Below are 26,296 nucleotides of genomic sequence, written 5' to 3'. Positions count from 1 at the left end.
GGTCTAAATGTACCGGGCGGCCGGCCTAGAGCTGTGCCAGGAGCTTTTCCATCTCCGCGATTTCAATGGTCTGCCCCTCCGCCATCTTGCGGGCGAGTTCGCGGACGTCGGGCTCCTGGACGAGGTCCACTGCAGCCAGGGCCATCTCCGCGCCCGCCTCGTGGTGGTCGATCATGAGCTCCAGGTAGAGCCGTTCTGCGTCCTCACCCGTGGCTTCTGCGAGCTGTGCCAATTCTTCGTCCGTCGCCATGCCGGGCATCAGCCCTTCCGCGCCGATCGCACCGGAGCCACTCCCGCCGTCGTTCTCGGTGTGGGCATGACTGCTGCCCGACATCCACGCCATGCGCTCAGCGCCGTCGCTCTGGGGCAGGCCCCATTCCTTTAGCCAGGCGTACATCTGGCCAACCTGGTGCTGCTGGGTCATCGCGATGTCATAGGCAATGGTGCGGATTACGACGTCGTCCGTCTGGTCCCGGACGATGCGCGACATCTCCACGGCCTGTGAGTGGTGAACCTGCATATCGCGGGCGAAGCCTGCGTCAGGGCTGCTGTTGCCGGGGTGCTGCGGTGCGGCCGCCACCCTTCCTGCCGTGAAGGCAAGAGCAAATAGACCTGCAACGGCAATGAGGCCGAGCACAAGGAGGGCGCGCTTCTGCCACGCCTCGAGGTTGAGGGTCATAAGGGATTGCCTTTCATGTCTTCCCCTCTAACGTAGAGCACCCGCCTGAGCGTTCCCAAAACATACCCCCGGGGGGTAGTTGCGCCGATACCCCCTATGGGTATATCCTCGATGAGGCAGCCAAGGAGGAACCATGACACAGACAACTACGGAACACGGATATACCGCCGACAAGGAGGCCTACCTCCGCCGTCTCAAGCGCATCGAAGGACAGGTACGCGGGATAGCGCGAATGGTTGAGGAGGACAAATACTGCATCGACGTCCTCACCCAGGTGTCCGCGGTGAACAAGGCTTTGCACGCCGTCAGCATCGGGCTCCTCGAAGAACACATCGCCCACTGCGTTGTGGGTGCAGCCAACGAATCCCAGACATCCGGGGATCCCCGGGCTGTCAACGAAAAGGTGCAGGAAGCCTCGGCGGCCATCAGCCGCCTGTTGCGCTGACTGCCTGAACCATCAGGAGAAATCATGAGCACTACAACCGTCAGCATCTCGGGAATGACCTGCGGCCACTGCGTGGACTCCGTCACCGAGGAAATCTCTGCCATCGAAGGCGTACAGAACGTTGAAGTTGACCTGAACAAGGGCGGGATTTCAACCGCAACCGTCACCTCAGAGCGCGACATCGAACCAGAGCAGATCGGTGAGGCAGTCGCTGAAGCCGGTTACGTCGTCGTCTCGAACGACGCATAGCAACACGCCGACAGGCTGCCGGCAGCAAGCCGGCCTGGAAGGACCATCATGACCACCGAACCCGGCATCACCCGGACCGCCACCGCTACCGCTACCCGGACCGTTGAACTCGACATCCAGGGCATGACCTGTGCCTCGTGCGTGGGGCGGGTGGAGCGCAAGTTGGGCAAGCTCGACGGCGTTGAGGCGAGCGTGAACCTGCCGCTGGAATCGGCGGTGGTCACCGTACCCGCACATATCTCTGACGAGGACATCGTCAACACGGTCAACGCCACCGGCTACACCGCGCAGGTGAAGAAGCCGCATCACCAACCGGGGCCCTCCTCGGAGGGGGAACCGGCGGCCGATGGGCTCGATCACGATTCACACGACCACATGGCACACGGCGGGACTGCATCACAGTTGCGGCCGCGCCTGGTCACCGCTGCCATCCTGACCGTGCCCGTGTTTCTCATCTCAATGATCCCGGCGCTGCAGTTTCCCCACTGGGGTTGGGTTGTCCTGGCGCTGAGTACGCCGGTGGTCACGTGGTCAGCCTGGTCATTCCACAAGGCAGCCGCGATCAACGCCCGGCACTTCTCGTCCACGATGGACACCCTGGTGTCCATCGGCGTTACCGCGGCTTACCTGTTCTCACTCAGCCAGCTCCTCGCCGACCCGATGCTCACCGAGCACGTGGGCATGGACATGGGCGGACACGGGCTCTACTTCGAGGTTGCCGCCGTCGTCGTGACCTTCCTGCTCCTCGGCCGGTATCTGGAAGCGAACGCGAAGCAGCGGGCAGGCGACGCGCTGAAGTCGCTCCTCAATCTCGGGGCGAAGGATGCAACTGTGCTGCGCGAGCAGCACGGCAAGAGGGTCGAAGTGAAGGTGCCGGCGTCGTCATTGGTGCATGGGGATGAGTTCGTTGTCCGGCCAGGCGAGAAGATTGCAACCGACGGCTTCGTCATTGAGGGTCGCAGCGCCGTGGACACCTCACTCATCACCGGCGAGTCACTTCCCGTCGACGTCGGCCCGGACAGCACCGTCACGGGTGCAACCATCAACACGTCCGGGCGCCTGATTGTCCGTGCCACCCGCGTGGGCAGCGAGACGACACTCGCCCAGATGGGTCGGCTGGTCAGCCAAGCCCAGAGCGGCAAGGCGCCGATCGCCCGGCTGGCGGACCGCATCAGTGCTGTGTTTGTTCCGGTGGTCCTCGTCATCGCGGTGCTCACCTTCGTCGCTTGGATGCTGCTCAGCGGAGACGTGCAGGCTGCATTTACCGCCGCCGTTGCAGTGCTCGTGATCGCGTGCCCGTGTGCGCTCGGCCTCGCCACTCCGACGGCCCTGCTCACGGGAACAGGCCGTGGTGCGCAGCTCGGCATCCTGATTCGCGGCCCGCAGGTACTCGAGGACACCCGCACCGTCGACACCATCGTTCTGGACAAGACCGGCACCGTGACAAGCGGTCGCCTGTCGGTGACGGACGTCGTCGTACTCGGTTCGCGCACCCGTGAGGATGTGCTGTCGCTCGCCGCCGCCGTCGAGTCTGCCAGCGAGCACCCGATCGCTCAGGCAATCGCAGCTGCAAGTCCCGGGCACCCGACGGTGACGGACTTCACGAGCTCCGCCGGCGGCGGGGTGCGCGGCACGGTTGACGGTTCCACGGTGCTCGCCGGGCGTGCAGGCTGGCTGGAGGCAAACGACGTCGTTATCACCGACGCACACCGTTCAGCTTTGGCGGCGGAACAGGAGGCCGGATCCACGGCCATCTGGGTTGCGGTTGACGGTGAGGTTGCGGGCCTGGTGAGCCTGAAGGACACCGTCAAGGAGTCCTCGGCAGCGGCGATTGCGCGCTTGAAGGAGCTGGGCCTGCGCCCGATGCTGCTGACTGGAGACAACGCCGCCGTCGCCCGAAAGATCGCTGCTGAGGTCGGCATCGCCCCGGAGGATGTCATGGCTGACGTACTCCCCGAGGGGAAGGTCGACGCTGTGAAGCGGCTTCAGGCACAGGGAGCTACCGTGGCGATGGCCGGTGACGGCGTCAACGATGCCGCGGCCCTGGCCCAGGCGGACCTGGGAATCGCGATGGGTTCCGGTACCGATGTCGCAATCGAAGCCGCTGACCTGACCGTGATGGGCAACAGTCTCGAGCAGGTGGCCCAGGCGATCGAGCTGTCTCGGAAGACGCTGGGCACCATCAAGAGCAACCTGTTCTGGGCGTTCTTCTACAACACGATCGGCATTCCGGTTGCGGCTCTGGGACTGCTCAACCCGATGGTGGCGGGCGCGGCCATGGCGGCGAGCTCGGTTCTGGTCGTCGCGAACTCGCTCCGGCTGCGCCGGTTCGGGAAGTAGATTCCGGGCGCGGGAAACCCGTATCCAGGAAGGACCGCACATCGAAGGATGTGCGGTCCTTCCTTCTACCCGGCTAGATCAGCGACGCTGAATTCTCGAACAACCGGTTCGATGCGATTCGTGCTCCGGAGCCCAGGGCCTCCAGCTTCGCCGTGGCAATCTGGGGATGCAGGCGACCCCCAAGGCCACAGTCGGTGGAAGCGATCACGTTTTCCCGCCCTACCAGGCTTGCGAAACGTTCGATGCGCTGCGCGACCAGCTCAGGGTGCTCGACCACGTTCGTCGCATGGGACACCACACCGGGAACGATGATTTTGCCCTCCGGCAGTGTGACGTCCTGCCAGATGGCCCACTCATGTTCGTGGCGGGCATTGGCAGCTTCGAAGGAGTACGACCCTGCGTTGATGCCCAGCACGAGGTCGACGATGTGCCGGAATTCGAGGTCGGTGGTGTGCGGCCCGTGCCAGGATCCCCAGCACACGTGCACTCGGACCTGGTCCTCCGGCAGTCCTTGGAGCGCATAGTTGAGCGCCTCGATCCGGATCTGGGTGAAACGCCGGTAGTCCTCGATGCTCGGCTCCGGGGTGATCTGGTCCCAGTTCTCGGCCAGTGACGGGTCATCAACCTGAACGATGAGACCCGCGTCAACGATGGCCCGGTACTCCTCACGGAGCACGTCCGCCCACGCGTAGATGAACTCTTCCTCCGTGGCGTAGTAATCGTTGCCGATCCTGCTCGCCGACCCCGGCGAGAGGGCAGTGATGAAACCCGTCTGCACATCCGCCGCGTCCAGTCCGGCCTTGAGGTTGGCGATGTCCGAAGCGAGCGCTTCCTGTCCAATGTAGGAAATGGGGCCGGTCGCTGACGGGAAGGCAGTGGCGTTCTTGCCCAGTTGAATCCCGCTCTCGGGGTCCTGATAGGCGTCCGCGAAGCGTGTCCAGTCGCGCCGGTTGGCGAACGATGTCAGCTTGATCGCCCCGGGTTCGCTGATCACGGCGTCGGCGAGGATCGGATTGAAGTCGGTCAGCTCAAGACCGGCGGTGCGCTGAAAGCTGTAGGTCCACCATGCGCCGTAGTCCACGGAATTCGACATGGCTTTGCCGTACTCGCCATCGCCGGGGATAGTGATTCCGGCGTCCTTCTGCCACTGAACGAGGTCGACCACGGAGGAGGCGAGCAGGCTCTCGAATTCCGTGGTGCGCTCCAGGGTGAAGCCGTCATCGGCCAGGGTTCTGGCGGCGTTCGCGGCAATCAGTTTCGGAGTGCGCGGCAGGGATCCCGAGTGACTGGTGTGAATACGATCGATCGTCATTGGTGCTGTTCCTTCCATCGGTCCTGCCATTAGCACCCTTTCGGACAGGAATCCGGGGGAAGCTGCAGCGTCACGGAGGCAGGTCTCTCAGCTGCTCTGGATGGTGTGGCTTAGGGCTCTAAATCCACCGGCGACGCAGGCACGCCCCCTCCCCGGCCATAGGCCGAGCACCCACAGGAGAGGCTTCCCCCATCATCGCGGGCCGGCCCGCCCGACTCCAAAAAACACCTGTCATGAACGGACAAGAACGCGCGCTACGAGGGCGGCTCGGCCGATGACGTGCTAGTGGCTGATCCCGGTTTCGGCGCGTGCGACGTCCTCCACCCTCGTGAGTTCAAGGTTCTCGACAGCGTTGGACGGCGCCTTTGTCCGCGCATGCGTGATGTAGAGGGGAAGCGCAGTGAACAGCAGGCCGCCGACGAGGTTACCGAGCACCGTCGGGATCTCATTCCACGCCAGATAGTCGAGAACGGTGAACTGGCCGCCAAGCAACAGACCTGATGGGAAGAGGAACATGTTGACGATCGAATGCTCGAAGCCCATGAAAAAGAACAGCATGATCGGCATCCACATGACCATCACTTTCCCGGGAACATCCTTGGCGATCATGGCGCCGACCACGCCGATCGAAACCATCCAGTTGCACAACATTCCACGGACGAACAGTGTCAGCATCCCGGAGGCGCCGTGCTCGGCATAGCCGAGGGTGCGCCCCTCACCGATGTGGCCGATGGCGACACCGACTTCGTTCGGTGGGATGGCGAAACCGTAGGTGACGACCACCGCCATCAGCACGGCCACGGTGAACGCTCCGATGAAGTTCCCGACGAACACCAGTCCCCAGTTGCGAAGGACACCGCGCACCGTCACGCCCGGTCGCTTATCGAGCAAGGCAAGGGGCGTCAGGACGAACACCCCGGTCAGCAGGTCGTAGCCGAGCAAATACAGCAGGATGAACCCGACCGGAAAGAGAACCGCTCCCGCCAGTGGGATGCCGGTGGTGACGCTCACCGTGACGGCGAACGCCGCAGCCAGGGACAACAGCGCACCGGCCATTGCCGCGCGCACTACGGTGTCGCGGGTGGACATGAATACCTTCGACGCACCGACGTCGATCATGGTCGTGATCAGGTCACCAGGCTTCACATAAGACATAGCGGCAGGCTCCAGGGCTCTTCAGGCGGTCCAACTTGGGCAGCTTGAAAAACGGTAGGTGCCCGGCATTTCAGTGAAGTTTCCTTGAAGGCGCTTCCGCGTTACATCCAGCCCACCCGGCCGATCGCCCGCGGTGAGGAGTACACACGGTGCATAGGGACGGAACCTGTCCGCTTCAGGCCGCTCGGACCGGTTCAGCCACCCGGAACAGTAGGCACGGCCTCGACGACGTTGGGCTGGTCGAGCGGGTCCGCTGCGTCTGGGTTTCGACGCAGTTCGTCGATCCGCACCAGAATCACTCCGCCCACAATGAGTGCGCCGCCGAGCAACTGAACCAGCGACGGGAGTTCACCCAGAATCAACCAGGACGTAAGAACCGCAAACATAACCTCAGTGAGCCCGACAAAAGACGCCACCTTCGAGCCCAGGCGGCGCGCAGCGAAAATGCCCGTGACGTAGGAGAATACGGTGGCGATGAGGACAAGCGCCAGAACCGGAACCAGCCAGGAAGTCTGCCAGCCGGCAAGACTGACGTCGCGGAATTCGAAGGCGAAGGGCATAACGCCGACGAGGCCGAGAATCAGAATAGTGAGTGCGCCGACTACCATGCCGCCGCCGGCCATGACGAGAGGCGGCAGGTCATCGTCAGCCTTCGCGGACATCACGAAGAAAACCGCCAGGCATACAGCTGCGCCCAACCCGTAGAGCACCCCGACGGGGTCGAGGCGCTGGTCGCCCGTGAGGTCGAGGACGAGCAGGAGCCCGAGCATAGCCGCAACGGACCCGCTCACCGTCAACCTGCTGGGAGCACGCCCGGAGCGCAGCCACAACCATCCAACGATGAGTACCGGTGCAAGATACTCCAACAGCAGGGAGACGCCCACAGACATGCGCTGAACCGCACTGAAATAGAAGAACTGACACAGGGCGATCGCGGTCGCTCCGTAAATGATCAGGGTCAGGGCATTGCCGCGGAGGGTGCCCCAGCGTCCACGCAGGGCAATGATCACCGGGATGGCCAGCACCAGGGCGGCACCGCCGATGCGAATTCCGACGGCGGCGCCAGGGCTCCAGCCGATCTCCAGGAGGGACTTCGCGAAAGGTCCGGATACCCCGAATGAAGCGGCGGACATCAACGCGAACCATAGTCCGGTGGCGGTACCGCTTCTCATTGCTCTCCTCAGGGCGTCATAACCAAAACAAATCTATGGTGATGACGGTAGACGCCGGGTTCGTCATGAGTCAAGCGCAATTACACTCATGACGTCACGAAGTCTTCTTGGCCGCCGCCTTCGCTGCCCGCTTGGTTTCCCGTACCTTCGCCAGGGATTCAGGATCGACGATGTCGGCTACGGAACGATAGCTGCCTTCATCACCGTAGGAGCCGGCTGATTCCCGCCAACCTTGCCCGGCGTATCCGTAGCGTTTCCCCAGAAGCGCGAGGAAGATCTTCGCCTTCTGATCACCGAACCCGGGGAGGTCCTTCAGTCTGCGCAGCACCTCCGGGCCGTCCGGTTCACCGCGCGTCCAGATTGCTGCGGCGTTGCCGTCCCATTCATCAACCACGGTTCGACAAAGCGACTGGATGCGTGCGGCCATATTCCCGGGATAGCGATGGACCGCCGGAGGAGTGCGGCACAGTTCAATGAAACTCTCCGCCTCGTGATCAGCGATGGCGGCGGCATCGAACGAACCGAATCGTTCCTTGATTTTCGCCGGACCGGCGAAGGCCGTTTCCATCGCGACCTGCTGGTCGAGGAGCATGCCCACCAGAAGGGCAAGCGGATCGTTGGACAGCAACTCATCGGCCGTGCTGTCCCCGGTGATATTCACGTGTGGAGCCATTGCTCCATGCTAGCGATCGCCGTCGTCGTCCGTTCTCCCATAGCGCGGGGCTTCCGAGAAGATCCGCAGTAGCGCGCCGACCTCATGGTCGGATTCTGCCGGATGCCTGAAGGGCCGGTCGCCATCCACCCGATAAGTCGTTCGGCGCCCCTCCCTCAACCGCTGTATATACCCGGCTTCCTCGAGATCCTTCAAAATGCTGAGTGTGGCGCGGCGCGTGATGCCCACGCGGTGAGCTATCTCTTCAACGCGGATGTGCGGTTCCGCGGCTACAGCAAGCAGCACATGACCATGGTTCGTCAGAATCGTCCACGAGGGACGGCGGCTGCCGCCCCTCGTGGATGAAGGCTCCTCACCTGATGTCGGGTACCCCGCCTCACCCGACATACCGCCTCCTTAGTCACTGTTGGCCCCGCTGCCGGAACTTGATCCGGTCACCACGCCATTCTTACCCCGGAGCGGCTTGATTTCAGCCATTTCTTCTTCTGTTGCCTTCCGGAAGGGAGAGTCCGACGGCGAGGACAACCCGCGCCGTCCCTGTCCCCGCGTTGCCACCAGGCTCGCTGCAATGGCGACCGCCAGAATGGTGATGATCACCGTGAGGGAGACAGTCGTCGGAATGTAGTAGAGGTCGACCTTGAGCATCATCTTGATTCCCACCCAGACAAGCACCAGGGCCAGCCCCACCTTCAGGTAGATGAACCGGTGAATCAGGTCCGCCAGAAGGAAGTACATGGCACGCAGGCCCAGGATCGCGAACGCGTTGGCGGTGAATACGAGGAAAACCTCATCGGTCACGGCGAAGATCGCGGGGATGGAATCGACGGCGAAAACGATATCTGTCACCTCAACCATCACCAGGACCGCCAGCAACGGAGTAGCTAGCAGCACGCCGCCCTTGCGCACGAGGAGTCGCTGACCATAGAAGCTGTCGGTCATGGGCACGAAGCGTCGAAAGAGCTTAAGCGTCCGTGACCGCTCTGGATCGATGTGCTCGTTACGCTGATTGAGCATTCTGTAGCCGGTGAAGATCAGGAAGGCAGCGAACAGGTAGAGCACCCACTCCGCACCCGAGATGATGGCGGAGCCGGCAGCAATAAAGATCCCACGGAATACGAGGGCTCCCAGGACGCCGAGGAAGAGAACCCGGTGCTGATATTCGCGGGGAACTCCGAAGAACGCGAAGATGATCGCCCAGACAAAGACGTTGTCCACGGCCAGCGACTTCTCGATCACATATCCGGCAAAGTACTGCTGTCCGAATTCCGCGCCATAGCCGAGCCATACTACGCCGCCGAACGCGACACCCATGAGAACCCAGACCGCCGACCAGGCGGCTGCTTCACGGACGGAGATGATGTGAGCGCGCCGATGCGCGACGAGGTCGATGGTCAGCATGAGAAGAATCAGACCGATGACGGCGAACCAGAGCCACAGGGGCACATTCATGGGAAACCCACTTCCAGTCAGTTGGTACTAACTGGAGGTCTCTCCCGGCCGGTGGCGGGCCCGTCCACCGGGAGGCGCTGGGGCCGCCGTAATGACGATGGACTGGTTGGGGGATACTCCCCTCCGTACAAACAGTGAACCAGAGTTCACCTTTTCAGGCAACAGAGCGTGCTGCTGCGCCTAGGCTCCGCTGATCCCCATGAGACCGATGACGAGAGCCATGACAACGAAGGTCACCAGCTCATGCGCACAGTTGAGCACCGTGAGTCCGGCTGGCCGTCCCTCGAAGGCGTCATGGGTGATGAATCGGGAGGCGGTGAAGCCGGCCCACAGGATGACGGCGGTAACGAGTGTGTTCATCAGGAAGTTGCCGCCGTAGAACTCCTGGGCAATCGCGGCGCTGCCCGCCAGAACCCAGGCGCTGATGAAGCTCACTACCAAAGTGATGAGGATCGGCTTGACGGCGTCCTTTGCGTCTCCGCTGGGATTCACCTTGGCGAGCCGCATCCAGTAGTTGCCGAACACCCTCGGTGTGTACCAGATGGTGCCCACCACCATGGTGGAGAGGGTGGCAATAATGACAGCGAGGACGTTGATCTCGGGAACAGCCACGGACGCTCCTTTTCCTAACCGGCGTTGTCGCCGTTGTGGGGGTTGGTCCCGCGGGGATTGCCGTGCTCATCGAGATTCGCCGCACCGCCCCTGATCTTGGAGGACGAGCGGTTGATGCCGGTTCCTTTGCCCAGGTGATCGTCGTTGGGCTTCTCAGTCATCAGCAGGAGGGCGCTGATAACGAGCGAGGCGATGAACGCTATGCCCGCGGCGGTCAGACCGAGGTCTATGCGCGGTTCGCGGGTACCACCGCCGGTTGCAAAGACCATGGTGGCAGCACCGGCCACCGCAGCGAGAACGGCAGAGAAGATGAGCGGACCCTTGACGCCCTTAACCTGCTTGGACACGGTGCCTTCTCCTCAATATTTTCTACGAATAGTAGAAATCTAGTTTACGGGGTTGGTGCGGGTGGCCGAACCGGCAGCCGCACTGAGATCGTGCCGGTAGCTGAGCGCGGCAAGAGCGAGCACGACGGCGGTGATCACCGCACCGCCTCCCGCCACACCGAGCAGGGCGTGTGCCCCGAGGGCCTCGAACACCGGAAGCAACCCGCCTGTCAGCACGGAGACAGTGCCGGTCAGGAGGAAATCCCGGGCGGCCAGATGCGTGCCGCGGTTCCTGCCCCATACCACCAGGTGAACGATGCCCATCAGGACGAGGGCGAGGGCGCCGGTTCCGCTGAACATGCGGTCCGAGTGGACCCACAGATTGAGCAGCCCCGCAACGGCCAGGAAGACCGGCACCGTCCGGGTGAGCCACAGGGGCACTGCGTCCTGCGCCCTGAGGCTCCTCTCCGTGAGGTGAACGGCTACAGCCAACCCCAGAAAGTACAGGCCTCCCGCGACAGACATCACGTGCACGGAGGGCTGACTCCAGAAAATTGTCAGCAGTCCGAAGGCCCCGGCAACCGCCGCGTGCAGCAAAAAGGCGCGCCACAGCGCGGGAGATGCGGACTTGTCAGCCGATTCCTCGCTCATCGAGGCCTTCCTCTGGGCGGTTGGACGTTGCAAGTTTAGTCCTAGGCCACGCCAGTAACCATCCAGCGATCATCGCGGACACGCCAGCCAAGGGTCAGTGCACGGGCCAGCATGAAACCCACACCGAAGGCAGCCCACAGCCAGGCGATTCCCGCGGGCCCGCTGAGGTCCGCTGCGAACACCAGAACCAGCAATGGAATGTACAGGACGAGATTGACGACGCCGGCGAGCGCCAGATACCGAGCATCCCCTGCTCCGATGAGCACGCCATCCAACACGAAGACATAGCCGCAGATGGGTTGCGCCGCGGCCAAGACCCAGAGACCGACGGTAAAGGCCGTTCGCACGCCTTCATCGGATGTAAAGATCCAGTCGAGGAATGGTGCGACGGCGGCAAGCAGGATCCCGGTCAGGAAGCCGAACGCCACACCCCAGCGAACCATGGTGCGGGTCAGGGCGTGGGCGAGCGGGCGGTTGCCTGCTCCCAGTTCCTTGCCAATGAGCGCTTGGGCGGCGATTGCCAGGGCATCCAGCGCGAACGCGAGGAGGGTGAAAATGGTCATCACCAACTGATGTGCCGCGAGCGAAACAGACCCTTGTGCCGTAGCGACAAACACCGTTGCCAGAATTGCGATGCGCAGGCTCGCGGTGCGCAGCATCAGCCAGGAGCCCACCCGGGCGGTAGCACGCACCCCCAGCCAGGTGGGGCGCAGCGCAACGGAGTTCCTGCGGGAGAAACGAACGATGATGACGAGATAGACGGTTGCCATACCCCATTGCGCGATGCTGGTCCCCAGCGCCGAACCGGCAACGGAGAGCCCCACTCCATAGACCAGCAGGAAGTTCAGCACGATATTCGCCCCAAACCCTGCTCCCGCTACGACCAGCGGTGTCCGGGTGTCCTGGAGCCCCCTGAGCACGCCCGTGGCTGCGAGGACAACCAGCATGGCCGTGAGACCGGGCATCGAATAGCGGAGGTAGTCCACGGCGAATTGGTGAACCTGCCCTTCCGCACCCATTGCGGATGCAAGCGCAGGCGCGAGAACCCAGCCGAGGACCGAGAGGACAACGCCGAGCACAAAAGCCAGGCCGACGCCGTCGCGCCCTGCAGCGACGGCGTCCGGCATACGGCCGGCGCCCAGGAAACGGGCTACCGCAGGGGTGGTTGAGTACGCGAGGAAGACCATGAGGCCGACAGCGGTCTGCAGAACCGTTGAGGCCAGCCCCACCCCTGCCAGCTCTTCCACACCAAGGTGCCCCACGATTGCGGAGTCGGCCAGAAGGAAAAGAGGCTCGGCGATGAGCGCGCCAAGCGCGGGTACGGCGAGCCTGAGGATGGAACGGCTGAGCTGGCGCCGGTCGGGGACGGTGGCTGTCACGAAACCAAGCCTAGGCGCCGCTCCCGACAAAGCGGGCGAGGTGTCTTCCCTTTCCACTCGCTAGGCTTGGTCTTCAGGCCTCTGCGAAGGAGAAACGTGAAAGTTGGAGTGAAGCACTTCATTGCCGGTGGTGTGCTCATTCTTCTGAGTACTCTCTTCATTCCGGAAGGGATGTCCGGATTTGCGAGGTCTGCAGCTTTCGGTGAACCCGTGCAGGCGATGTCGGGAGTGCTCCTCGCCATCGGCGCTGTCCTGGTGGTGGCCGCGATCGCGCTGTTCGCCCGCGGGCACGTCCTGCGCTACAGGGCTCGGATGCGCGGCACCAGATAAAACTGTTGCGACCGGAGCGTCATAGGCCCTTTTCGACCATATCGAGCAGCCGGCTCGCGGCAAACGTCCGCTGTTCCACGTCGAGACCCTGCAAAGGTCCATCGATGACCAGCATTGCAAGCCCGTGCACCGAGGACCAGGCAAGGAACTCGGCGCCGAGGCGGCGTTCCGGGGGCAGGACGCCCGCTTCAACCAGTCCGTCGAGCGCTAGCGATAACAATTGAAACGGCGTCAGGCCGTTGTCCCCCGCCGAGTCCGCCGTACCGGCGTCACGCAAGTCAACGTGTTCAAAGAACGCGGTCCGGAAAAGCCCGGGCTGGGTCTGCGCGAACCGCAGGTACCCGGCACCGACGGCCCGTAGACGGGCCTTCGCGGTGGCGCCGTCGTCGTCATCGGACTGAAGGATTTTCGACTGCTCAGCCTCGATCGAGCGCGCCAGCTCGGCCTGCGCTGCCATCGACACCGCATGCAGGAGGGCCCGCTTGTCGGCGAAGTGCCGGTAGGCAGCATTCGGTGTCACCCCGGTGCGGCGCGTCACTTCACGAAGTACGACGGCGGACGGCCCGCCTTCCCGGGCAAGGTCAGTGCCAGCTGCTACCAACGCGCGGTGAAGGTCGCCGTGACGATAGGTATTGCGCTTCCGGTGCGACACCCCACCTCCTTGCTGCTCGGCGGCCAAACTGTGCAGCTCCCGCCGAATGTAAACACTGTAAACAAGATGTGCCACCATGATCTCATGCACCGGATCGAAGCTCTTCCTGACGATTCCCTGCGCACCAAGGCATTCGTCGCCCTACTCCGGGACGCGGCCGGGCAGGAGGATCAGGAGCTGCACCGTTTGATTGCAGACGTTCTTCCGGTGATGGCGACCATAGGCGTGCTTGAGGACGCGGAACCTGTCGCATTCGCAAGCTACCGTGCTCACGGTAGGGCGAATATGCTGGAGTACCTTGCGGTCCGTGCTTCCCACCGCGGACGCGGCGCGGGAACTGCTCTCATCCGGTTCATCAGGGCCGAGGATCCCGGGATGCCCCTCATCGCGGAAACCGACGATGACGCCGCCGGCTTCTACCACCGGCTCGGCTTCACCGTCGAGACCGCCCCTCCCGACCCGAGATGGCCCGGACGTTTACGCTACCGCTGCACCCTGCCTCCCCTCAGCGCAGCGTAAGGGCCTCAGCCCGCAGGTTCTGCTGGGCCTGGTCCGCCCATAGCCGCTGCCCCTCCCCTGTCCGGTACAGCGGGTCAAGGCACCGCAGACGGTCGACGACGGCGGCCCTACCGCGGGCGAAGTCCTCGTCCGGCACATGGGCGTACTCCTGGCGGACGGCTGACAGGTAGCGCCGGTATCCGCTCGGCGGGCGGCCCAGCACGGAGAGATCAGCGTCGCACAGCAGTTCCCCGGGCCGGTCCCCTTGGCCTGGCGCGTGGGTGGCGGTGAGTAACACCAGCCGTTGAACCTCAGCGGGCTGCTCGAGGTGGCGTGCAAGGCGGGCCTGCGCGAGCGCGGCGGACGCTTCCTCGTCCCTCCCGGCCTCGCCCGCATACACTGCGTCGTGGAACCAGGCGGCGAGCCGGACCTGAAGGCGGGTGTCGGCGTCGTCGTTCTCGGTGAAGAGGAGGTCCAGCGCTTCCAGCACATCGAGCAGGTGCTCGGGCGTGTGATAGCGACGGTGCGGCTCAGACCACCGGCTCAGGAGCTCTGACCCCAGCCGCTGCGCACCGGGCAGGGTTTGCTCCCAGCGAGCCTGCAGGGCTTGCTGGATTTTGGCAGGCCTTCGTCGTGCGGGAACCCGCAATCCGCTCGCGATGAGGATACGAACCAGGGCGCCGCCGTCGACCTCCCGTGCGCCGAGCGTGACGAGTTGGCGGTATCGGCGGGCGGGCACGTCGTAGTGGTCAAGGTCAAAGGCCCGCTCCGGGATGCCGGCTTCCGCTGCGAAAGCGTGCAGTTCCTCCAGCGAGGCATCCGAGATCAGGTGGGAAAAAACGGTTCCGTGCGCAGGCCAGAGGGGAGGATCAATGTACACGGCCATGGGCAGAAGCTTATCGGCCTACGGTTCCGGCGAGCGGCGCCCGGACTGTAGGGGACCTCTCCTTCAAAAACCTCTGTACAGCCCAAGGCGGCTGTGCCATTGTTTACAGTGTCCACATGCGGTCGGTCATGTGATGGTGTGTCCACGGCGGCCGCGTACTCCTCTTCCGGTGAATCGAGTACTCATGGAAACCACCGTCATTGCCATCGGCACCAAAAAGGGTCTGTGGCTGGCTACCAGCACGGACCGACAGAACTGGACCCTGTCCCAGCCTCACCATCTGATGTCGGAGATCCCGAGCATCGGTATCGATACGCGCGGCGGCAGGACGAGAATCCTCGTCGGGATGATGGACTGGCACTGGGGCCCAACTGTTGTCTACTCCGACGATCTCGGCTCCACCTGGTCCGAACCCGAGCAGGGTGCCATCAAGTTCGCCGAATCAGACGAGACCGCCCTTGGCCGGATCTGGCAGTTGCAGCCGGACTCCGAAGACCGCCCCGGCGTTGTCTGGGCCGGCTGCGAACCGATCTCGGTGTGGAAATCCACCGACGGCGGACAGCACTTCGAGCTCAACCGGGGGCTATGGGACCACCCGCATCGCTCGGAATGGGGAGCCGGATTCGGCGGGGCGGCAGCTCACACCGTCATACCCCACCCCGTTGACGACACCGTCCACGTGGCCATGAGCACCGGCGGCGTCTACCGCTCCATCGACGGCGGTCAGTCCTGGGAACCCCGCAACAAGGGCATCTCGGCCTACTTCATGCCTGACCCGAATCCGGAGTTCGGCCAGTGCGTTCACAAGATCGCCCGCGACTCGGAAAACCCGGAGCGGCTCTATGCCCAGAACCACCACGGTGTCTACCGGTCCGATGACGGTGCGGAAACGTGGGAATCGATCGCCGACGGACTGCCCGCGGACTTCGGATTCGTGATGCTCTCCCACCCGCGGCGCGGTGGTACAGCGTGGGTAATCCCGCTCAAGGCCGACGGCGAGCGCATCCCACCGGATGCGCGCCTTGCCGTTCACCGCACAGACGACGCCGGAGCCACCTGGACCCGCCTAGACAACGGCCTACCCTCCAGCGAATACAACGCCGTGTTGCGCGACGCCGCAGGCGTGGACACAGCAGAACCAGTCGGCGTCTACTTTGGCACCCGCGGCGGAACGGTCTACGCCAGCGCTGACGAGGGCCAGACCTTCACGGAAGTGGCAGCGCACCTGCCGGACGTACTGTGCGTACGTGCCGCCGTCGTCGTCGGGGCTACTGCACCTGTCCCCTCGCCATGAGTGCAGTGACGGTGCTCATCCCGACGCTGTTGCGGCCACTGGTCGAGGACCGGTCGGCCGTCGAGGTTCCGGTCGACGCACCGGCGACGGTGTCCGCCGTACTCGACGCCCTCTCAGAGGGCAGGCCCGTGTTGGCGCGACGCATCCGCGACGAGACAGGCGCACTGCGCCGGTACGTGAACGTCTACGTGGACGGCGAGGACGTCCGCCGGGTGGACGGGCTTGCCACATCCGTCACCCCCGGATCAGAGGTGATGATCATCCAGTCCGTCGCCGGCGGCTAGGACGCGGGTGAGCCGTCGGCCAGTTGCGAGAGGAATTCGTCGATCAGTTCCTCGGAATCCCGGAGGTTGTCCCTGTGCCGGGACGCCGCAACTCCCTCGATCAGACTCAGGTCGTAGCGGTCACCCTCACCGGCCTGGCGGTCTGCGGTGCTCGAGAGCCACCTGAGCACCACCCAGGAGTCGATGATGGCGCCGAGTTCACGCTGGTACCGCTTGCTGGTCTTCGCCGCCCTGTGTAGGTCCTTCTGCGGCTTGATTCCCGCGCCGTGCAGCACCGAGGCAACATAACGGACCGCTTTGGCGGCTTTGCGGACGTTGTGTGCGCGCTGTAGCACCGCCTCATCCGAAGACAGGGCGTGGTCCGGCGGCTCAGCCGCGCTTTCCAGGACGCCCCGCAGGCTTCGTCGGAGGAGTTTGTTGGCAAGTTGACGGGCGGTCAGGCCGGTCACCTTGTCGGTCAGCGGCGGATTCAGCGCGAAGGCGCTCATCTCCGTCAACAGATCATGGTGTTCTTTCTGCTGCAGGACCTGCCTGACAGCGCGGGACCCCTCGGTGTATTGAGCGAAGGCAAGCTCCTGCAGATGGGTGATCAGGTCCTCGTTCACAGGGGTAAGTGAATCTAGGCCCATGGTGAGCAACTGTGCCGTGATCTCAGCATCACGCGCCGGTGCGCATACCCTGGCGAGAGTCTTCAGCCGCTGACTAGCTTCCCGCCTGCGGCTGCGCTCCAGGAACGGTGCCGCGGCCTTCAGCAGGGCCCGCAGGGATCGGCAGGTCACGCGTAGCTGGTGAATGGCATCGGGCAGTTCAAGCCGGACGGCGAGGTCTCCCACGAGGAGTTGGTCCGAGAGATGCCGGAGCATGGCCGACAACGCCGCAGGTGCTCCTGCGCGCTGTGCGAGGGATGTACTGCCGGCAGCTCCCGAGCTGCCGCTCGGTCGCACCGGTGCGAGCTCCTCACCGCCGGTGAAGCCGACAAGGTGACGCGATAGGGCAACCGGGAGATCCAGGGGCCGCGATTTCAGGCCGGCGAAAGTCACCTCATGGTGCTGCCCGGCGAGCATCAGCCTGATGATCCAGCGGGCCGAATCATCCTGGACGCGTCGGACCAACTCCACTGATCGACGGCCGAGTGCATTCCCTGCGGTGTCGTAGGGTGTGTCCGCGGGGTCTGCTGCAGACGCCTCGACGCTCATGAGTCCATCATGCACGTTGCTTCCGTCTCCGCAGCGGCTGGCTGCAGAGGCTGCCCGATCCCCCATAGCGGTCCTCCTCCCGGTGAACCGCTAGTTTGTGTACATGTCCGAGTACCGGTACAACGTCGAAATACTTCATCTGCTGGTGTCGCCGCAGCACGCCTACTTCGGCAGGGCCCGCGACGGCGCTGCCGAGGTCAGCACCCTCGACGCCGACAAAGCCGATGTAGTAGCGGGCAAGGGCATCGTGGGTGACAGGTTCTTCGGAAAGGCCGCACACATGGACGCGGCCGTAACCCTGTTCCCGGTCGAAGCCCTGGAAGCTATCGCAGCGGAACTGGGAGCCGGTCCCTTCGATCCCCTGCTGACGCGCCGCAATGTGATTCTGAGGGGTGCACACCTGGCACCGCTCATCGGGCAGGAGTTCGCACTGGAGTCCGGCGGAGACAGCGTCACTTTGAGGGGTGGCAGGCCGGCCCACCCGTGTGTATGGATGGATAGGATGCTCGCCCCCGGAGCACATGCGGCAATGCGCGGGCGCGGTGGCGTTCGATGTCAGCCGCTCTCCACCGGTTCCTTGCATACTGGCGCGGCCGTGCTCGTGAGCCCCGTAGAACTCGTTCCGGCACAGGCTGGCGTGCCGCACCGCCTCAAACCGAGCCGATTGCCCTGACGGACTGAATTGGTTAGAACCCGCCGGTGTCAGCCGCCATGTTGTTGAAGCGCGAATAGTGCCCCTGGAATCCGACCACAAGCGTCTTGGTAGGTCCGTTACGGTGCTTCGCAACGATGACATCCGCCTCACCGGCGCGTGGCGACTCCTTGTCGTAGACGTCGTCACGGTGGAGCAGGATGACCATGTCAGCGTCCTGCTCGATCGATCCGGATTCACGAAGGTCAGACACCATGGGCCGCTTGTCAGTACGCTGCTCCGAGCCACGGTTCAGCTGTGACAGGGCGACGACGGGGACGTTCAGTTCCTTGGCCAGCAGTTTCAGGGCGCGTGAGAACTCGGAGACTTCCTGCTGCCTCGACTCAACGCGCTTACCTGAGGACATCAGTTGCAGGTAATCAAGGACAACCAGCTTGAGATCGTGCCTCTGCTTCAAGCGACGGCATTTGGCACGAATCTCCATGAGGGACATGTTCGGGCTGTCATCGATGAAGAGCGGGGCGTCGTTCATGCGGCCCATGGTGGTGGCGATCTTGCCCCACTGCTCGTCTTTGACCGTGCCCTTACGGAGGTCCTGCAGCCCGATCGTGGCCTCGGCGGACAACAGGCGCATAGCGATCTCGTTCCGGCCCATTTCGAGGGAGAAGAACACTGTGGTCATGTTGTGCTTGATCGCAGCCGACCGGGCCCAGTCGAGTGCGAATGTTGACTTACCCATGGCTGGTCGCGCAGCTATGACGATCATCTGCCCGCCGTGAAGGCCCTGGGTGAGCTCGTCGAATTCGTAGAACCCCGTGGGTACGCCGGTCATCCCCTCCCCGCGATGGCCGGCAGATTCGATCTCATCCACCGTGCCCTCGATGATGTCCTTCAGGGGCACATAGTCTTCAGCCGTACGCCGCTCGGCAACCGCATAAACCTCAGCCTGGGCAGCGTTGACGATGTCATCGACCTCCCCGTCATTGGAGTAGCCGAGCTGAACGATTTTGGTCCCGGCGTCCACCAGGCGACGCAGGACGGCGCGCTCACGGACGATCTCCGCGTAGAAGCCCGCGTTGGCTGCGGTGGGAACCGACTGGATCAGCGTGTGCAGGTAAGCCGGGCCGCCGATCCGTGAAATCTCGCCACGTTTGGTTAGCTCATCCGAGACGGTGACGGCGTCAGCCGGCTCCCCGCGACCATACAGGTCAATGATGGCCTCGTAGATGCTCTCGTGGGCCGGGCGGTAGAAGTCCACTCCACGCAGTACCTCGACGCAGTCTGCGATGGCGTCTTTGGAAAGCATCATGCCGCCGAGGACGGACTGCTCCGCCACCAGGTCCTGCGGTGGTGTCCGGGAGAATTCCGGGGAGCGAGTATCTTCTGATGTATCCGCATGAGTCAAAGACACTAGTGCGGCCTTCCTTCCCGAAACTTCCCCAAATCCCGTTCCCAAGCCCTTGGGGGCGATGGATCCGAGCTGAATAACCATAGGTACCAGCCGCCACCGACAGCCTTGCGCGGGATGGGATACCCCGTAACGCTAGTGCCCAAGCGCCACCCTGCCAAGCAAGTTATCCACAGGGGGTGTGCATAAGTGGGTAATTGTTCGGCGTGTTGTGTGCAGAGGCTGGGGATATCTATGTGGATTTACTCCGTCGCCCGCTCACAACAGCGGTTTGACTAGGCAAGACGTTCCGAACAGCCTGTGGAGAAAAACTTTCTGAGCCCAACATTCACCCGCTGGTTCCGTGTTGACAGAAGGTGAATTTGGCCCTACGGCCGGCCCTTTATGCACCCAATATCCACAACTCCACAGCTAGCTGGGTATATGTGCGGGGGATGGGTGGGCAGCGCCGTGACGGCCGTTTATTCTCAGGCCCTGATGGTGGCCCGGACATATACGGGGACGGGCATGCGCACCGATGCGCCCTTCGGCATCAGTACACGCGAAAGGCCCCGCTCCAAAGGAGCAGGGCCTTCCCTGAGCGAAACTGATCTAGCTGGCTACGACATCCAGGTCGATAACAGCGGCAACATCCTCGTGGAGACGGACGTTCGCCTGGTAGCTGCCGGTCGACTTGATGTGGGCCGGCAGTTCGACCTTGCGCTTGTCGATGGAGCCGAGGCCAGCGGCCTCGACAGCCTTTGCGACATCTTCGGCCTTTACGGTTCCGAAGAGGCGGCCGGACTCGCCGGCCTTGACGGTCAGCTTGACCGGCTTTGCCTGGAGGGCAGCAGCCTGGCGCTGGGCGTCCTCGAGGGATGCGTGCTCGCGAGCAGTACGTGCAGCCTTGATGGACTCCACCTGCTTCTCGCCACCCTTGGTCCAGGTCAGAGCGAAACCGCGGGGCAGAAGGTAGTTACGTGCGTAACCGTTCTTCACCTCGACGACGTCGCCTGCGGTTCCGAGACCGGTGACTTCCTGGGTCAGAATAAGCTTTGCCATGGTGTGTTCCTTTCCTTAGCCGCGGCCTGCGCCGGAGTAAGGCAGGAGTGCAACTTCGCGGGCGTTCTTGATTGCCTGGGCGATTTTGCGCTGTTCCTGCACGGTCACGCCGGTAACGCGGCGCGCACGGATCTTTCCGCGGTCGGAAATGAACTTACGCAGCAGTGCTACGTCCTTGTAGTCGATGACGGTGACGTCAGCGGCCTTCAAGGGGTTGGACTTTGGTTTGGGCTTACGAAGTTCAGCCTTAGCCATCGTGGTGCTCCTTATGTCTGGTGGAGCCCGCAGAACGGTTCTGCGGGATGGGAACTACGTGGTGAAGACGACGCCGCTGCGGCGACGCTTCGTGGAAGGTCTAGAAGGGCGGTTCGGACGAATCCGGGCCGCTGCCCCAACCGGACGAGTTACCGCCGGCCGGTGCACCCCAGGGGTCCTGAGCCGGCTGGCTCTGCTGGCCGCCGCCTCCCCAACCCTGGTTGGAGCCGCCGCCGCCGAAGCCGCCGCTGTCTCCCCCACCGAAGCCGCCGCCACCGCCGGAGCGCTGGGTACGGCTTACCTTGGCGGATGCGTAGCGCAGGGATGGACCGATTTCGTCCACCTCCAGCTCCATGACGGTGCGCTTCTCGCCTTCCTTGGTTTCATACGAGCGTGACTTGAGGCGGCCCTGTGCAACAACGCGGGTTCCCTTGGTGAGGGTCTCCGCGACGTTCTCAGCCGCTTCACGCCAGACCGACGCCCGGAGGAACAGCGTTTCGCCGTCCTTCCATTCGTTGGACTGACGGTCGAAGGTCCGCGGCGTCGATGCAATGGTGAAATTAGCCACTGCGGAGCCTGACGGGGTGAAACGAAGTTCCGGGTCGCTGGTGAGATTACCGACGACCGTGATTGTGGTCTCGCCTGCCATGGTGCCTCCTACGGTCACTGGTCCACCGGGGTGGACGTGGTTGAAAGCCGAAACTACTCGGCAGAAACCTTCTGCTCCTCGGGGCGGATGATCTTGGTGCGCATGATGGTCTCGTTCAGACCAAGCTGGCGGTCAAGTTCAGCTGCGATAGCCGGGGTAGCGGTGAAGTTGACGACGGCGTAAATGCCCTCGGACTTCTTCTTGATGTCGTAGGCCAAGCGGCGACGTCCCCAGATGTCCACCTTGTCTACAGTGCCTTCGCCGTTGCGTACAACGTTCAGGAACTTCTCAAGTGTTGGCTCAACGGTACGTTCCTCGACATCGGGGTCGATGATTACCATCAGTTCATATGCACGCATTGTGAACCCACCTCCTCTGGGCTAAACGGTCGCGGTCCTTCCGCAACAGGAGGTTCTTTTGCGTTGACCCGTGCAGCTGTTACCGCTTTACTTCCAGCGGCTCCACGTCGGCACGGACTTATCAATACTACCGGACTGTAAACGGGTCACCGAACCGCCTGTGGATAAGCACTACGGCTTAGGCAACAGTGAAGAAGCGCCGCGCAACGCGGGTCAGCTGGTAGGGATCCTCCACGCCGCACAGTTCGCGGGCGGAGTGCATCGACAGCAACGGAACTCCGACGTCGACCGTCCGAATGCCCAGTCGGGTCGCTGTCAGCGGTCCGATGGTCGACCCGCACGGCATCACGTTGTTGGACACAAACTCCTGGTACGGAGCATCTGCGTCGCGGCACAACCGGGCCCAATAGGCTGCGCCGGGAGCATCAGTGGTGTACCGCTGGTTAGCGTTGATCTTCAGCAGCGGTCCACCGTTCAGGACGGGATGATTTGCGGGGTCGTGGCGTTCGGCGTAATTGGGATGGACGGCGTGGCCCGCGTCAGCGGAGACACAGAATGAGGCCGCGAAAGCGCGCCGCCGCTGCTCTTCACTTGCGCCCAGCCCCGCCGAGATCCGGTGCAGGATGTCCTCCAGGAACGGCCCGCTCGCCCCCGAGCGCGAACCGCTGCCCACCTCCTCGTGATCGAAGGCGGCCAGCACCGCGATCGGTGCGTTCCCGGCGTCGTCCTTCGTCGCGTGGATGAGTGCGGTGAGCCCGGCGTGTACCGAGGAGAGGTTATCGAGCCGACCGGAGGCGAAGAACTCGCCTTCCGCGCCGAACACCCGCGGTTGCTGGGTGTCGGCGATGACGACGTCGAACCCGCCGACATCCGCTGCCTCCACGTCGGCGTCCACGGCCAGGAGCTGCAGGAGGTCAGCCCGCCCGGGATCGCCAAGGCCCCACACGGGGTTCATGTGCTGCTGCTTGTCCAGCTTCAGGCCATCATTGACGGCACGGTCGAGGTGTATGGCGAGCTGGGGGAAGCGCAGGAGCGGCCCGGTGTGCACGAGGTGCTCGACGCCGTCGTGCGTCACGAGCCGCCCGGCGAGTGCCAACTCGCGGTCCAGCCACGAGTTGAGCAGCGGACCGCCGTAGATTTCGACGCCGGCCTGCAGCCAACCGTGGCGTCCGGTGGTCGGCTTCGGCTTCAGCTTGAAAGAGGGCGAGTCAGTGTGTGCTCCCAGTATGTGGAACCCGGTGGTCTCGGTTGCCGTCGACGGAACAACCCATGCGATCAGGGCGCCGTCACGGACGACGAAATACCGGCCCGGTCCACCGTCCCAGGCATCACCCTCGTGCAGTTGGGTGAATCCGGCAGTCCGCAGTCGGGCACCGCCTTCATGAGCTGCGTGGAAACTCGACGGCGAAGCGCTGACGTAGGCGCCAAGATCGGCAATGTGAGCATGAGCGGCAGTCATGACTGCAAGCCTACAAGCCGCAGCGGGTCAGAAATCGAGTCCCTGGCTCGGCGTCACCAGGCCGGTCTCGTAGGCGTAGACAACGGCCTGGACGCGGTCGCGCAGGTGCAGTTTGGTGAGGATCCGGCGGACGTGTGTCTTCACGGTGGCTTCCGAGAGGAAGAACCGGTGCGCCAGCTCGGCATTGGACAGGCCCTCGGCAATTGCGCCGAGGACCTCGAGCTCACGCGGGGTCAGATCCTGCAGCAACGGGTCCCGCGGAGTTTTCGGCGCGCTCGGCTGGGAGCGCACATATTCCTCGAGGAGGCGCTGGGTGACCCTGGGCGCGACGACGGCGTCCCCGCTGGCAACCACCCGCACTGCGTGCACGAGCTCGTTCGGTGCAACGTCCTTGAGAAGAAAGGCCGAGGCCCCGGCCCGCAGGCCGGCGAACGCGTACTCGTCAAGATCGAAGGTCGTCAGGATGATGATCCGGGCACAGCTGCCCGAGTCAGTGATGCGTCTGGTCGCCTCGATGCCGTCCATAGTTGGCATCCGCACGTCCATGAGGACGACGTCGGGCTTCAGCCGCTCGGTCAACCGCACCCCCTCGGCGCCGTCGGACGCTTCCCCGACGATATGCATGTCCTCCTCGCCCTCAAGGATGAGCCGGAAACCCATTCGGAGGAGCGGCTGGTCGTCCACCAGGAGGACTCTTATCGGTTCACTCACGCAGACTTCTCCTGACGGTTCTCTTGTGGAATCTGTAGTTCAGCGGTGACGATCCAGCCGCCGGACGGTCCGGGCCCGCAGGTTACCGTCCCGCCGTAGATGGCCGCCCGTTCCCGCATGCCGGCGATTCCCTGACCGGTGCCGACCGACGGCACAGGCTCCATGGCACCCCGGCCGTCATCGGAGACGCGCACCCTCACGGTGGAGCCCAACCGCGCGATCAGCACGTCAACCGTTGTCACGGCCTTGGCGTAGCGCAGCACATTGGTGAGCGACTCCTGGATGATTCGGTGGATGGTCATCTGGAACGCAGCATCTTCCGGCAGCCCGGGTCCGCTGAGTTGCACGCGGATGGGCAGCCCGGCGGCGCGGAATCCCTCGAGAAGCCCCGCCAGTGAACCACCCGCGGGCAACGGTGCCAACGGCGCGGAGTCGGGTCCTTCCCGAAGGACGCCGAGGACCCTCCGCATGTCCGCGAGCGCGGTACGCCCCGTGGCCGAGAGTTCGCTCAGCACGTCGCGCGCACGGTCTTGATCGCGCTTCATGACGACGGCGGCGCCGTCGGACAGTGCAATCATCACGGAAAGCGAGTGGGCAACCACGTCATGCATCTCCCGGGCAATCCGGTTCCGTTCATTGGCGGAGGCGAGTTCGGCGTTCCGCTCCGCCCACTCACGCAGTTCATTCTCATGGAGCCTTTCCCGGCGGATGGTCACACCGACGCCGACGGCCACGACGTACCACATGACAGCGAAGCCCATGATGACCCACACCAGGTAGGGAGCTTCTCCGGGGACGATGTCGGGGATGAAGGCGAGCGGCAGAACCGAGGCGACAAGCGCGAGGGCAAAGGCCCCGATCGCCGTGCGCAGCTGAAACGCAACCGAGACGGCATATAACGCAAACCAGATTCCGATGCCGACGGTGGAGCGGGCATCCGAGTAGAGCAGGGCGACCGGTTCGATGACGCACAGTGCTACCAGTACTGTCCGCGGCGTGATGCGGCGGAAGAACAGGACGAGTGCTGCTGCACAAATGGGTAGGGCGGCCCACCAACCCGGGGCGCCTTCAACAGGCAGGACGACATTGGGCAGGCTGGCCAGGAGAAACAGGAAAACGACGACGGCATCCATCATCCGCGGATGCGACCGGAAGTACCGGCGGATGGGTCCGAGTCGTCGTGCATTGATCTCGGTGAAGGAGACGGCGGCCGTTCGCTCCGACGTCTCCTTCACCAAGGCTTTTTCACTCATGGAGTGAGCTTATTGGGTGTGCTTCTTCAGCCCGCTAGACGTCCCGCTTCTTGGTGACGATGAGCGAGAGGACCAGGAGTACAAGGGCCCAGCCGCCGAGCACCAGAGCGCCCTGCCACTGAGTCAGGCCGTCTTCCACGGTGGTGACGGCCACCATCGCCTCACCGGCGCTGCTGGGCAGGAACCGGGCTGCGTCGGGGATCCAGTCCGCGAGGCCGGAGAAGATCTGGACGATGATGGGCAGCACCATCAGCAGGCCGATTGCCGTCACGACGCCGCCGGCGGTGTTGCGCAGGAGGGCGCCGATTGACATGGCGATTACGGCCATCAGCGCGAGTACGGAACCGGTGTTGACGATGCTGAGCAGGACGCCGTCGGTTGTGATTGCGAAGTCGATGTCCTCGGGTGCGAGGAGCGGCTGCGCCACGAAGTAGGAGATGAAGGCTGCACCTGCGCCCACCACGAAGGCGATGGCGGCGATGATGAGGTTCTTCGCGAGCAGAGCCGGAATTCGCTTGGGCACGGCGACCATCGTCGACCGGATCATCCCCGTCCCCCATTCCGATGCGATCAGCACAACGGCGAGCGAGGCAATCAGGAGCTGGCCGAAGATGATGCCGGCACTGGGTGCGGTCAGCGCCATCTCGCCGTAGTCGGTCGCGGCGAGCTGAGCCGCGATTTCCGGGTCGGAAGACGTGAATGACTCAGCGGAGGCCTGACTTGTTGCCATTGACCATGCGAAGAGCGCGGACAGTCCGATCATCACGACCAGCGTGATGGATAGCAGGATCATCGTGGACGGAACTGTGGTCACCTTGATCCACTCGGACTTGAGGACGCGAGCGAAATTGACGCCGGATCCTGAAGTCGGTCGGCGGTGGCTGGTGGTCCCCTGCGGGCTCGGTGCGGTGGCGGTGTGTGCCATGG

At 63.6% G+C, this 26,296-nt stretch carries 31 protein-coding genes; 8 read left to right on the top strand and 23 right to left on the bottom strand.

Annotated elements, in window-relative coordinates; all coding sequences use genetic code 11:
* Positions 1-25: 25 nt before the first annotated feature.
* Positions 26-679, bottom strand: coding sequence for a DUF305 domain-containing protein (locus AC5RU3_RS09935; RefSeq protein WP_493965408.1), 654 nt, complete (start codon positions 677-679; stop codon positions 26-28).
* Between the two features lie 133 nt (positions 680-812).
* Here AC5RU3_RS09935 and AC5RU3_RS09930 point away from each other — a divergent pair, with 133 nt between their 5' ends.
* The 3 genes from AC5RU3_RS09930 to AC5RU3_RS09920 are packed head-to-tail and all read left to right on the top strand — an operon-like array spanning position 813 to position 3,713.
* Entirely contained in the window at positions 813-1,124 is a 312-nt protein-coding gene (locus AC5RU3_RS09930) for a metal-sensitive transcriptional regulator (protein WP_309072438.1), read from the top strand.
* 24 nt (positions 1,125-1,148) lie between these two features.
* Positions 1,149-1,373 carry a heavy-metal-associated domain-containing protein gene (locus AC5RU3_RS09925; RefSeq protein ID WP_309072439.1) on the top strand — a complete coding sequence of 75 codons (225 nt, stop codon included), beginning with the start codon at positions 1,149-1,151 and terminating at the stop codon, positions 1,371-1,373.
* Positions 1,374-1,421: 48 nt separating this feature from the next.
* Positions 1,422-3,713 carry a heavy metal translocating P-type ATPase gene (locus AC5RU3_RS09920; protein WP_493965407.1) on the top strand — a complete coding sequence of 764 codons (2,292 nt, stop codon included), beginning with the start codon at positions 1,422-1,424 and terminating at the stop codon, positions 3,711-3,713.
* A gap of 73 nt (positions 3,714-3,786) precedes the next feature.
* Here AC5RU3_RS09920 and AC5RU3_RS09915 read toward each other — a convergent pair whose 3' ends face one another.
* From AC5RU3_RS09915 to AC5RU3_RS09870, 10 genes are all read right to left on the bottom strand, one after another.
* Complete coding sequence (locus tag AC5RU3_RS09915) at positions 3,787-5,025, bottom strand: cobalamin-independent methionine synthase II family protein (protein WP_493965406.1); 1,239 nt, start codon at positions 5,023-5,025, stop codon at positions 3,787-3,789.
* Between the two features lie 282 nt (positions 5,026-5,307).
* On the bottom strand, positions 5,308-6,180 hold the full coding sequence (locus AC5RU3_RS09910; protein ID WP_493965405.1) for a formate/nitrite transporter family protein: 873 nt from the start codon (positions 6,178-6,180) through the stop codon (positions 5,308-5,310).
* A 194-nt stretch (positions 6,181-6,374) separates the two neighbouring features.
* Entirely contained in the window at positions 6,375-7,352 is a 978-nt protein-coding gene (locus AC5RU3_RS09905; RefSeq protein ID WP_309072360.1) for an EamA family transporter, read from the bottom strand.
* 94 nt (positions 7,353-7,446) lie between these two features.
* A complete protein-coding gene (locus tag AC5RU3_RS09900; RefSeq protein WP_493965404.1) occupies positions 7,447-8,025 on the bottom strand; it encodes an HhH-GPD-type base excision DNA repair protein in 579 nt (192 codons plus the stop codon).
* A 9-nt stretch (positions 8,026-8,034) separates the two neighbouring features.
* Positions 8,035-8,412 carry a winged helix-turn-helix domain-containing protein gene (locus tag AC5RU3_RS09895; RefSeq protein ID WP_493965403.1) on the bottom strand — a complete coding sequence of 126 codons (378 nt, stop codon included), beginning with the start codon at positions 8,410-8,412 and terminating at the stop codon, positions 8,035-8,037.
* Positions 8,413-8,421: 9 nt separating this feature from the next.
* Complete coding sequence (locus tag AC5RU3_RS09890) at positions 8,422-9,474, bottom strand: TerC family protein (RefSeq protein ID WP_493965402.1); 1,053 nt, start codon at positions 9,472-9,474, stop codon at positions 8,422-8,424.
* A 180-nt stretch (positions 9,475-9,654) separates the two neighbouring features.
* Positions 9,655-10,086 carry a DUF1761 domain-containing protein gene (locus AC5RU3_RS09885; protein WP_309072356.1) on the bottom strand — a complete coding sequence of 144 codons (432 nt, stop codon included), beginning with the start codon at positions 10,084-10,086 and terminating at the stop codon, positions 9,655-9,657.
* Positions 10,087-10,100: 14 nt separating this feature from the next.
* Entirely contained in the window at positions 10,101-10,433 is a 333-nt protein-coding gene (locus AC5RU3_RS09880) for a hypothetical protein (protein ID WP_309072355.1), read from the bottom strand.
* A gap of 39 nt (positions 10,434-10,472) precedes the next feature.
* Positions 10,473-11,063 carry a hypothetical protein gene (locus AC5RU3_RS09875; protein ID WP_493965401.1) on the bottom strand — a complete coding sequence of 197 codons (591 nt, stop codon included), beginning with the start codon at positions 11,061-11,063 and terminating at the stop codon, positions 10,473-10,475.
* 41 nt (positions 11,064-11,104) lie between these two features.
* Complete coding sequence (locus AC5RU3_RS09870; protein WP_493965400.1) at positions 11,105-12,442, bottom strand: MATE family efflux transporter; 1,338 nt, start codon at positions 12,440-12,442, stop codon at positions 11,105-11,107.
* A 96-nt stretch (positions 12,443-12,538) separates the two neighbouring features.
* Between AC5RU3_RS09870 and AC5RU3_RS09865 the strand changes: the two genes are divergently transcribed.
* On the top strand, positions 12,539-12,772 hold the full coding sequence (locus tag AC5RU3_RS09865) for a hypothetical protein (protein WP_458116060.1): 234 nt from the start codon (positions 12,539-12,541) through the stop codon (positions 12,770-12,772).
* A 19-nt stretch (positions 12,773-12,791) separates the two neighbouring features.
* Here AC5RU3_RS09865 and AC5RU3_RS09860 read toward each other — a convergent pair whose 3' ends face one another.
* Positions 12,792-13,424 carry a TetR/AcrR family transcriptional regulator gene (locus AC5RU3_RS09860; protein ID WP_458116061.1) on the bottom strand — a complete coding sequence of 211 codons (633 nt, stop codon included), beginning with the start codon at positions 13,422-13,424 and terminating at the stop codon, positions 12,792-12,794.
* Between the two features lie 84 nt (positions 13,425-13,508).
* Here AC5RU3_RS09860 and AC5RU3_RS09855 point away from each other — a divergent pair, with 84 nt between their 5' ends.
* Positions 13,509-13,943 (top strand): GNAT family N-acetyltransferase, encoded by a 435-nt coding sequence (locus AC5RU3_RS09855; RefSeq protein ID WP_309070382.1) that lies wholly within the window; start codon positions 13,509-13,511, stop codon positions 13,941-13,943.
* Here AC5RU3_RS09855 and AC5RU3_RS09850 read toward each other — a convergent pair.
* Positions 13,930-14,808 (bottom strand): DUF4031 domain-containing protein, encoded by an 879-nt coding sequence (locus AC5RU3_RS09850; protein ID WP_309123952.1) that lies wholly within the window; start codon positions 14,806-14,808, stop codon positions 13,930-13,932. The two genes, AC5RU3_RS09855 and AC5RU3_RS09850, sit on opposite strands and share 14 nt — an antisense overlap.
* 184 nt (positions 14,809-14,992) lie before the next feature.
* On the opposite strand from AC5RU3_RS09850, the gene AC5RU3_RS09845 reads away from it, so the two are divergent.
* Entirely contained in the window at positions 14,993-16,102 is a 1,110-nt protein-coding gene (locus tag AC5RU3_RS09845; RefSeq protein ID WP_309070380.1) for an exo-alpha-sialidase, read from the top strand.
* On the top strand, positions 16,099-16,386 hold the full coding sequence (locus AC5RU3_RS09840; protein ID WP_309070379.1) for a ubiquitin-like small modifier protein 1: 288 nt from the start codon (positions 16,099-16,101) through the stop codon (positions 16,384-16,386). Before AC5RU3_RS09845 ends, AC5RU3_RS09840 begins: the two co-directional genes overlap by 4 nt.
* Here the strand turns inward: AC5RU3_RS09840 and AC5RU3_RS09835 are convergent.
* Positions 16,383-17,648, bottom strand: a complete 1,266-nt coding sequence (locus AC5RU3_RS09835) for a CHAD domain-containing protein (RefSeq protein WP_493965399.1) — start codon at positions 17,646-17,648, stop codon at positions 16,383-16,385. The genes AC5RU3_RS09840 and AC5RU3_RS09835 overlap by 4 nt on opposite strands.
* 37 nt (positions 17,649-17,685) lie before the next feature.
* Between AC5RU3_RS09835 and AC5RU3_RS09830 the strand changes: the two genes are divergently transcribed.
* Positions 17,686-18,255, top strand: coding sequence for an MOSC domain-containing protein (locus AC5RU3_RS09830; RefSeq protein WP_309070377.1), 570 nt, complete (start codon positions 17,686-17,688; stop codon positions 18,253-18,255).
* 13 nt (positions 18,256-18,268) lie between these two features.
* Here the strand turns inward: AC5RU3_RS09830 and dnaB are convergent, their stop codons facing one another.
* From dnaB to AC5RU3_RS09785, 9 genes are all read right to left on the bottom strand, one after another.
* Positions 18,269-19,645 (bottom strand): replicative DNA helicase, encoded by a 1,377-nt coding sequence (gene dnaB / locus AC5RU3_RS09825; RefSeq protein WP_309070376.1) that lies wholly within the window; start codon positions 19,643-19,645, stop codon positions 18,269-18,271.
* A gap of 588 nt (positions 19,646-20,233) precedes the next feature.
* Positions 20,234-20,683, bottom strand: coding sequence for a 50S ribosomal protein L9 (gene rplI, locus AC5RU3_RS09820; RefSeq protein WP_309070375.1), 450 nt, complete (start codon positions 20,681-20,683; stop codon positions 20,234-20,236).
* Positions 20,684-20,698: 15 nt separating this feature from the next.
* Positions 20,699-20,938, bottom strand: a complete 240-nt coding sequence (gene rpsR, locus AC5RU3_RS09815) for a 30S ribosomal protein S18 (protein ID WP_005273147.1) — start codon at positions 20,936-20,938, stop codon at positions 20,699-20,701.
* 100 nt (positions 20,939-21,038) lie between these two features.
* A complete protein-coding gene (locus tag AC5RU3_RS09810; RefSeq protein ID WP_309070374.1) occupies positions 21,039-21,587 on the bottom strand; it encodes a single-stranded DNA-binding protein in 549 nt (182 codons plus the stop codon).
* Positions 21,588-21,640: 53 nt separating this feature from the next.
* On the bottom strand, positions 21,641-21,946 hold the full coding sequence (gene rpsF, locus AC5RU3_RS09805; protein WP_309070373.1) for a 30S ribosomal protein S6: 306 nt from the start codon (positions 21,944-21,946) through the stop codon (positions 21,641-21,643).
* A 178-nt stretch (positions 21,947-22,124) separates the two neighbouring features.
* A complete protein-coding gene (locus AC5RU3_RS09800) occupies positions 22,125-23,405 on the bottom strand; it encodes a M18 family aminopeptidase (protein WP_309124533.1) in 1,281 nt (426 codons plus the stop codon).
* Positions 23,406-23,432: 27 nt separating this feature from the next.
* On the bottom strand, positions 23,433-24,116 hold the full coding sequence (locus AC5RU3_RS09795) for a response regulator (RefSeq protein WP_309070371.1): 684 nt from the start codon (positions 24,114-24,116) through the stop codon (positions 23,433-23,435).
* Positions 24,113-25,369, bottom strand: a complete 1,257-nt coding sequence (locus AC5RU3_RS09790) for a sensor histidine kinase (RefSeq protein ID WP_309124532.1) — start codon at positions 25,367-25,369, stop codon at positions 24,113-24,115. Before AC5RU3_RS09790 ends, AC5RU3_RS09795 begins: the two co-directional genes overlap by 4 nt.
* Positions 25,370-25,403: 34 nt before the next feature.
* On the bottom strand, positions 25,404-26,294 hold the full coding sequence (locus tag AC5RU3_RS09785; RefSeq protein ID WP_309070369.1) for an ABC transporter permease subunit: 891 nt from the start codon (positions 26,292-26,294) through the stop codon (positions 25,404-25,406).
* Positions 26,295-26,296: the final 2 nt, after the last annotated feature.

This window comes from Arthrobacter sp. MDB1-55 (assembly GCF_059092925.1).
This window is presented reverse-complemented; position numbering and strand designations above follow the sequence as displayed.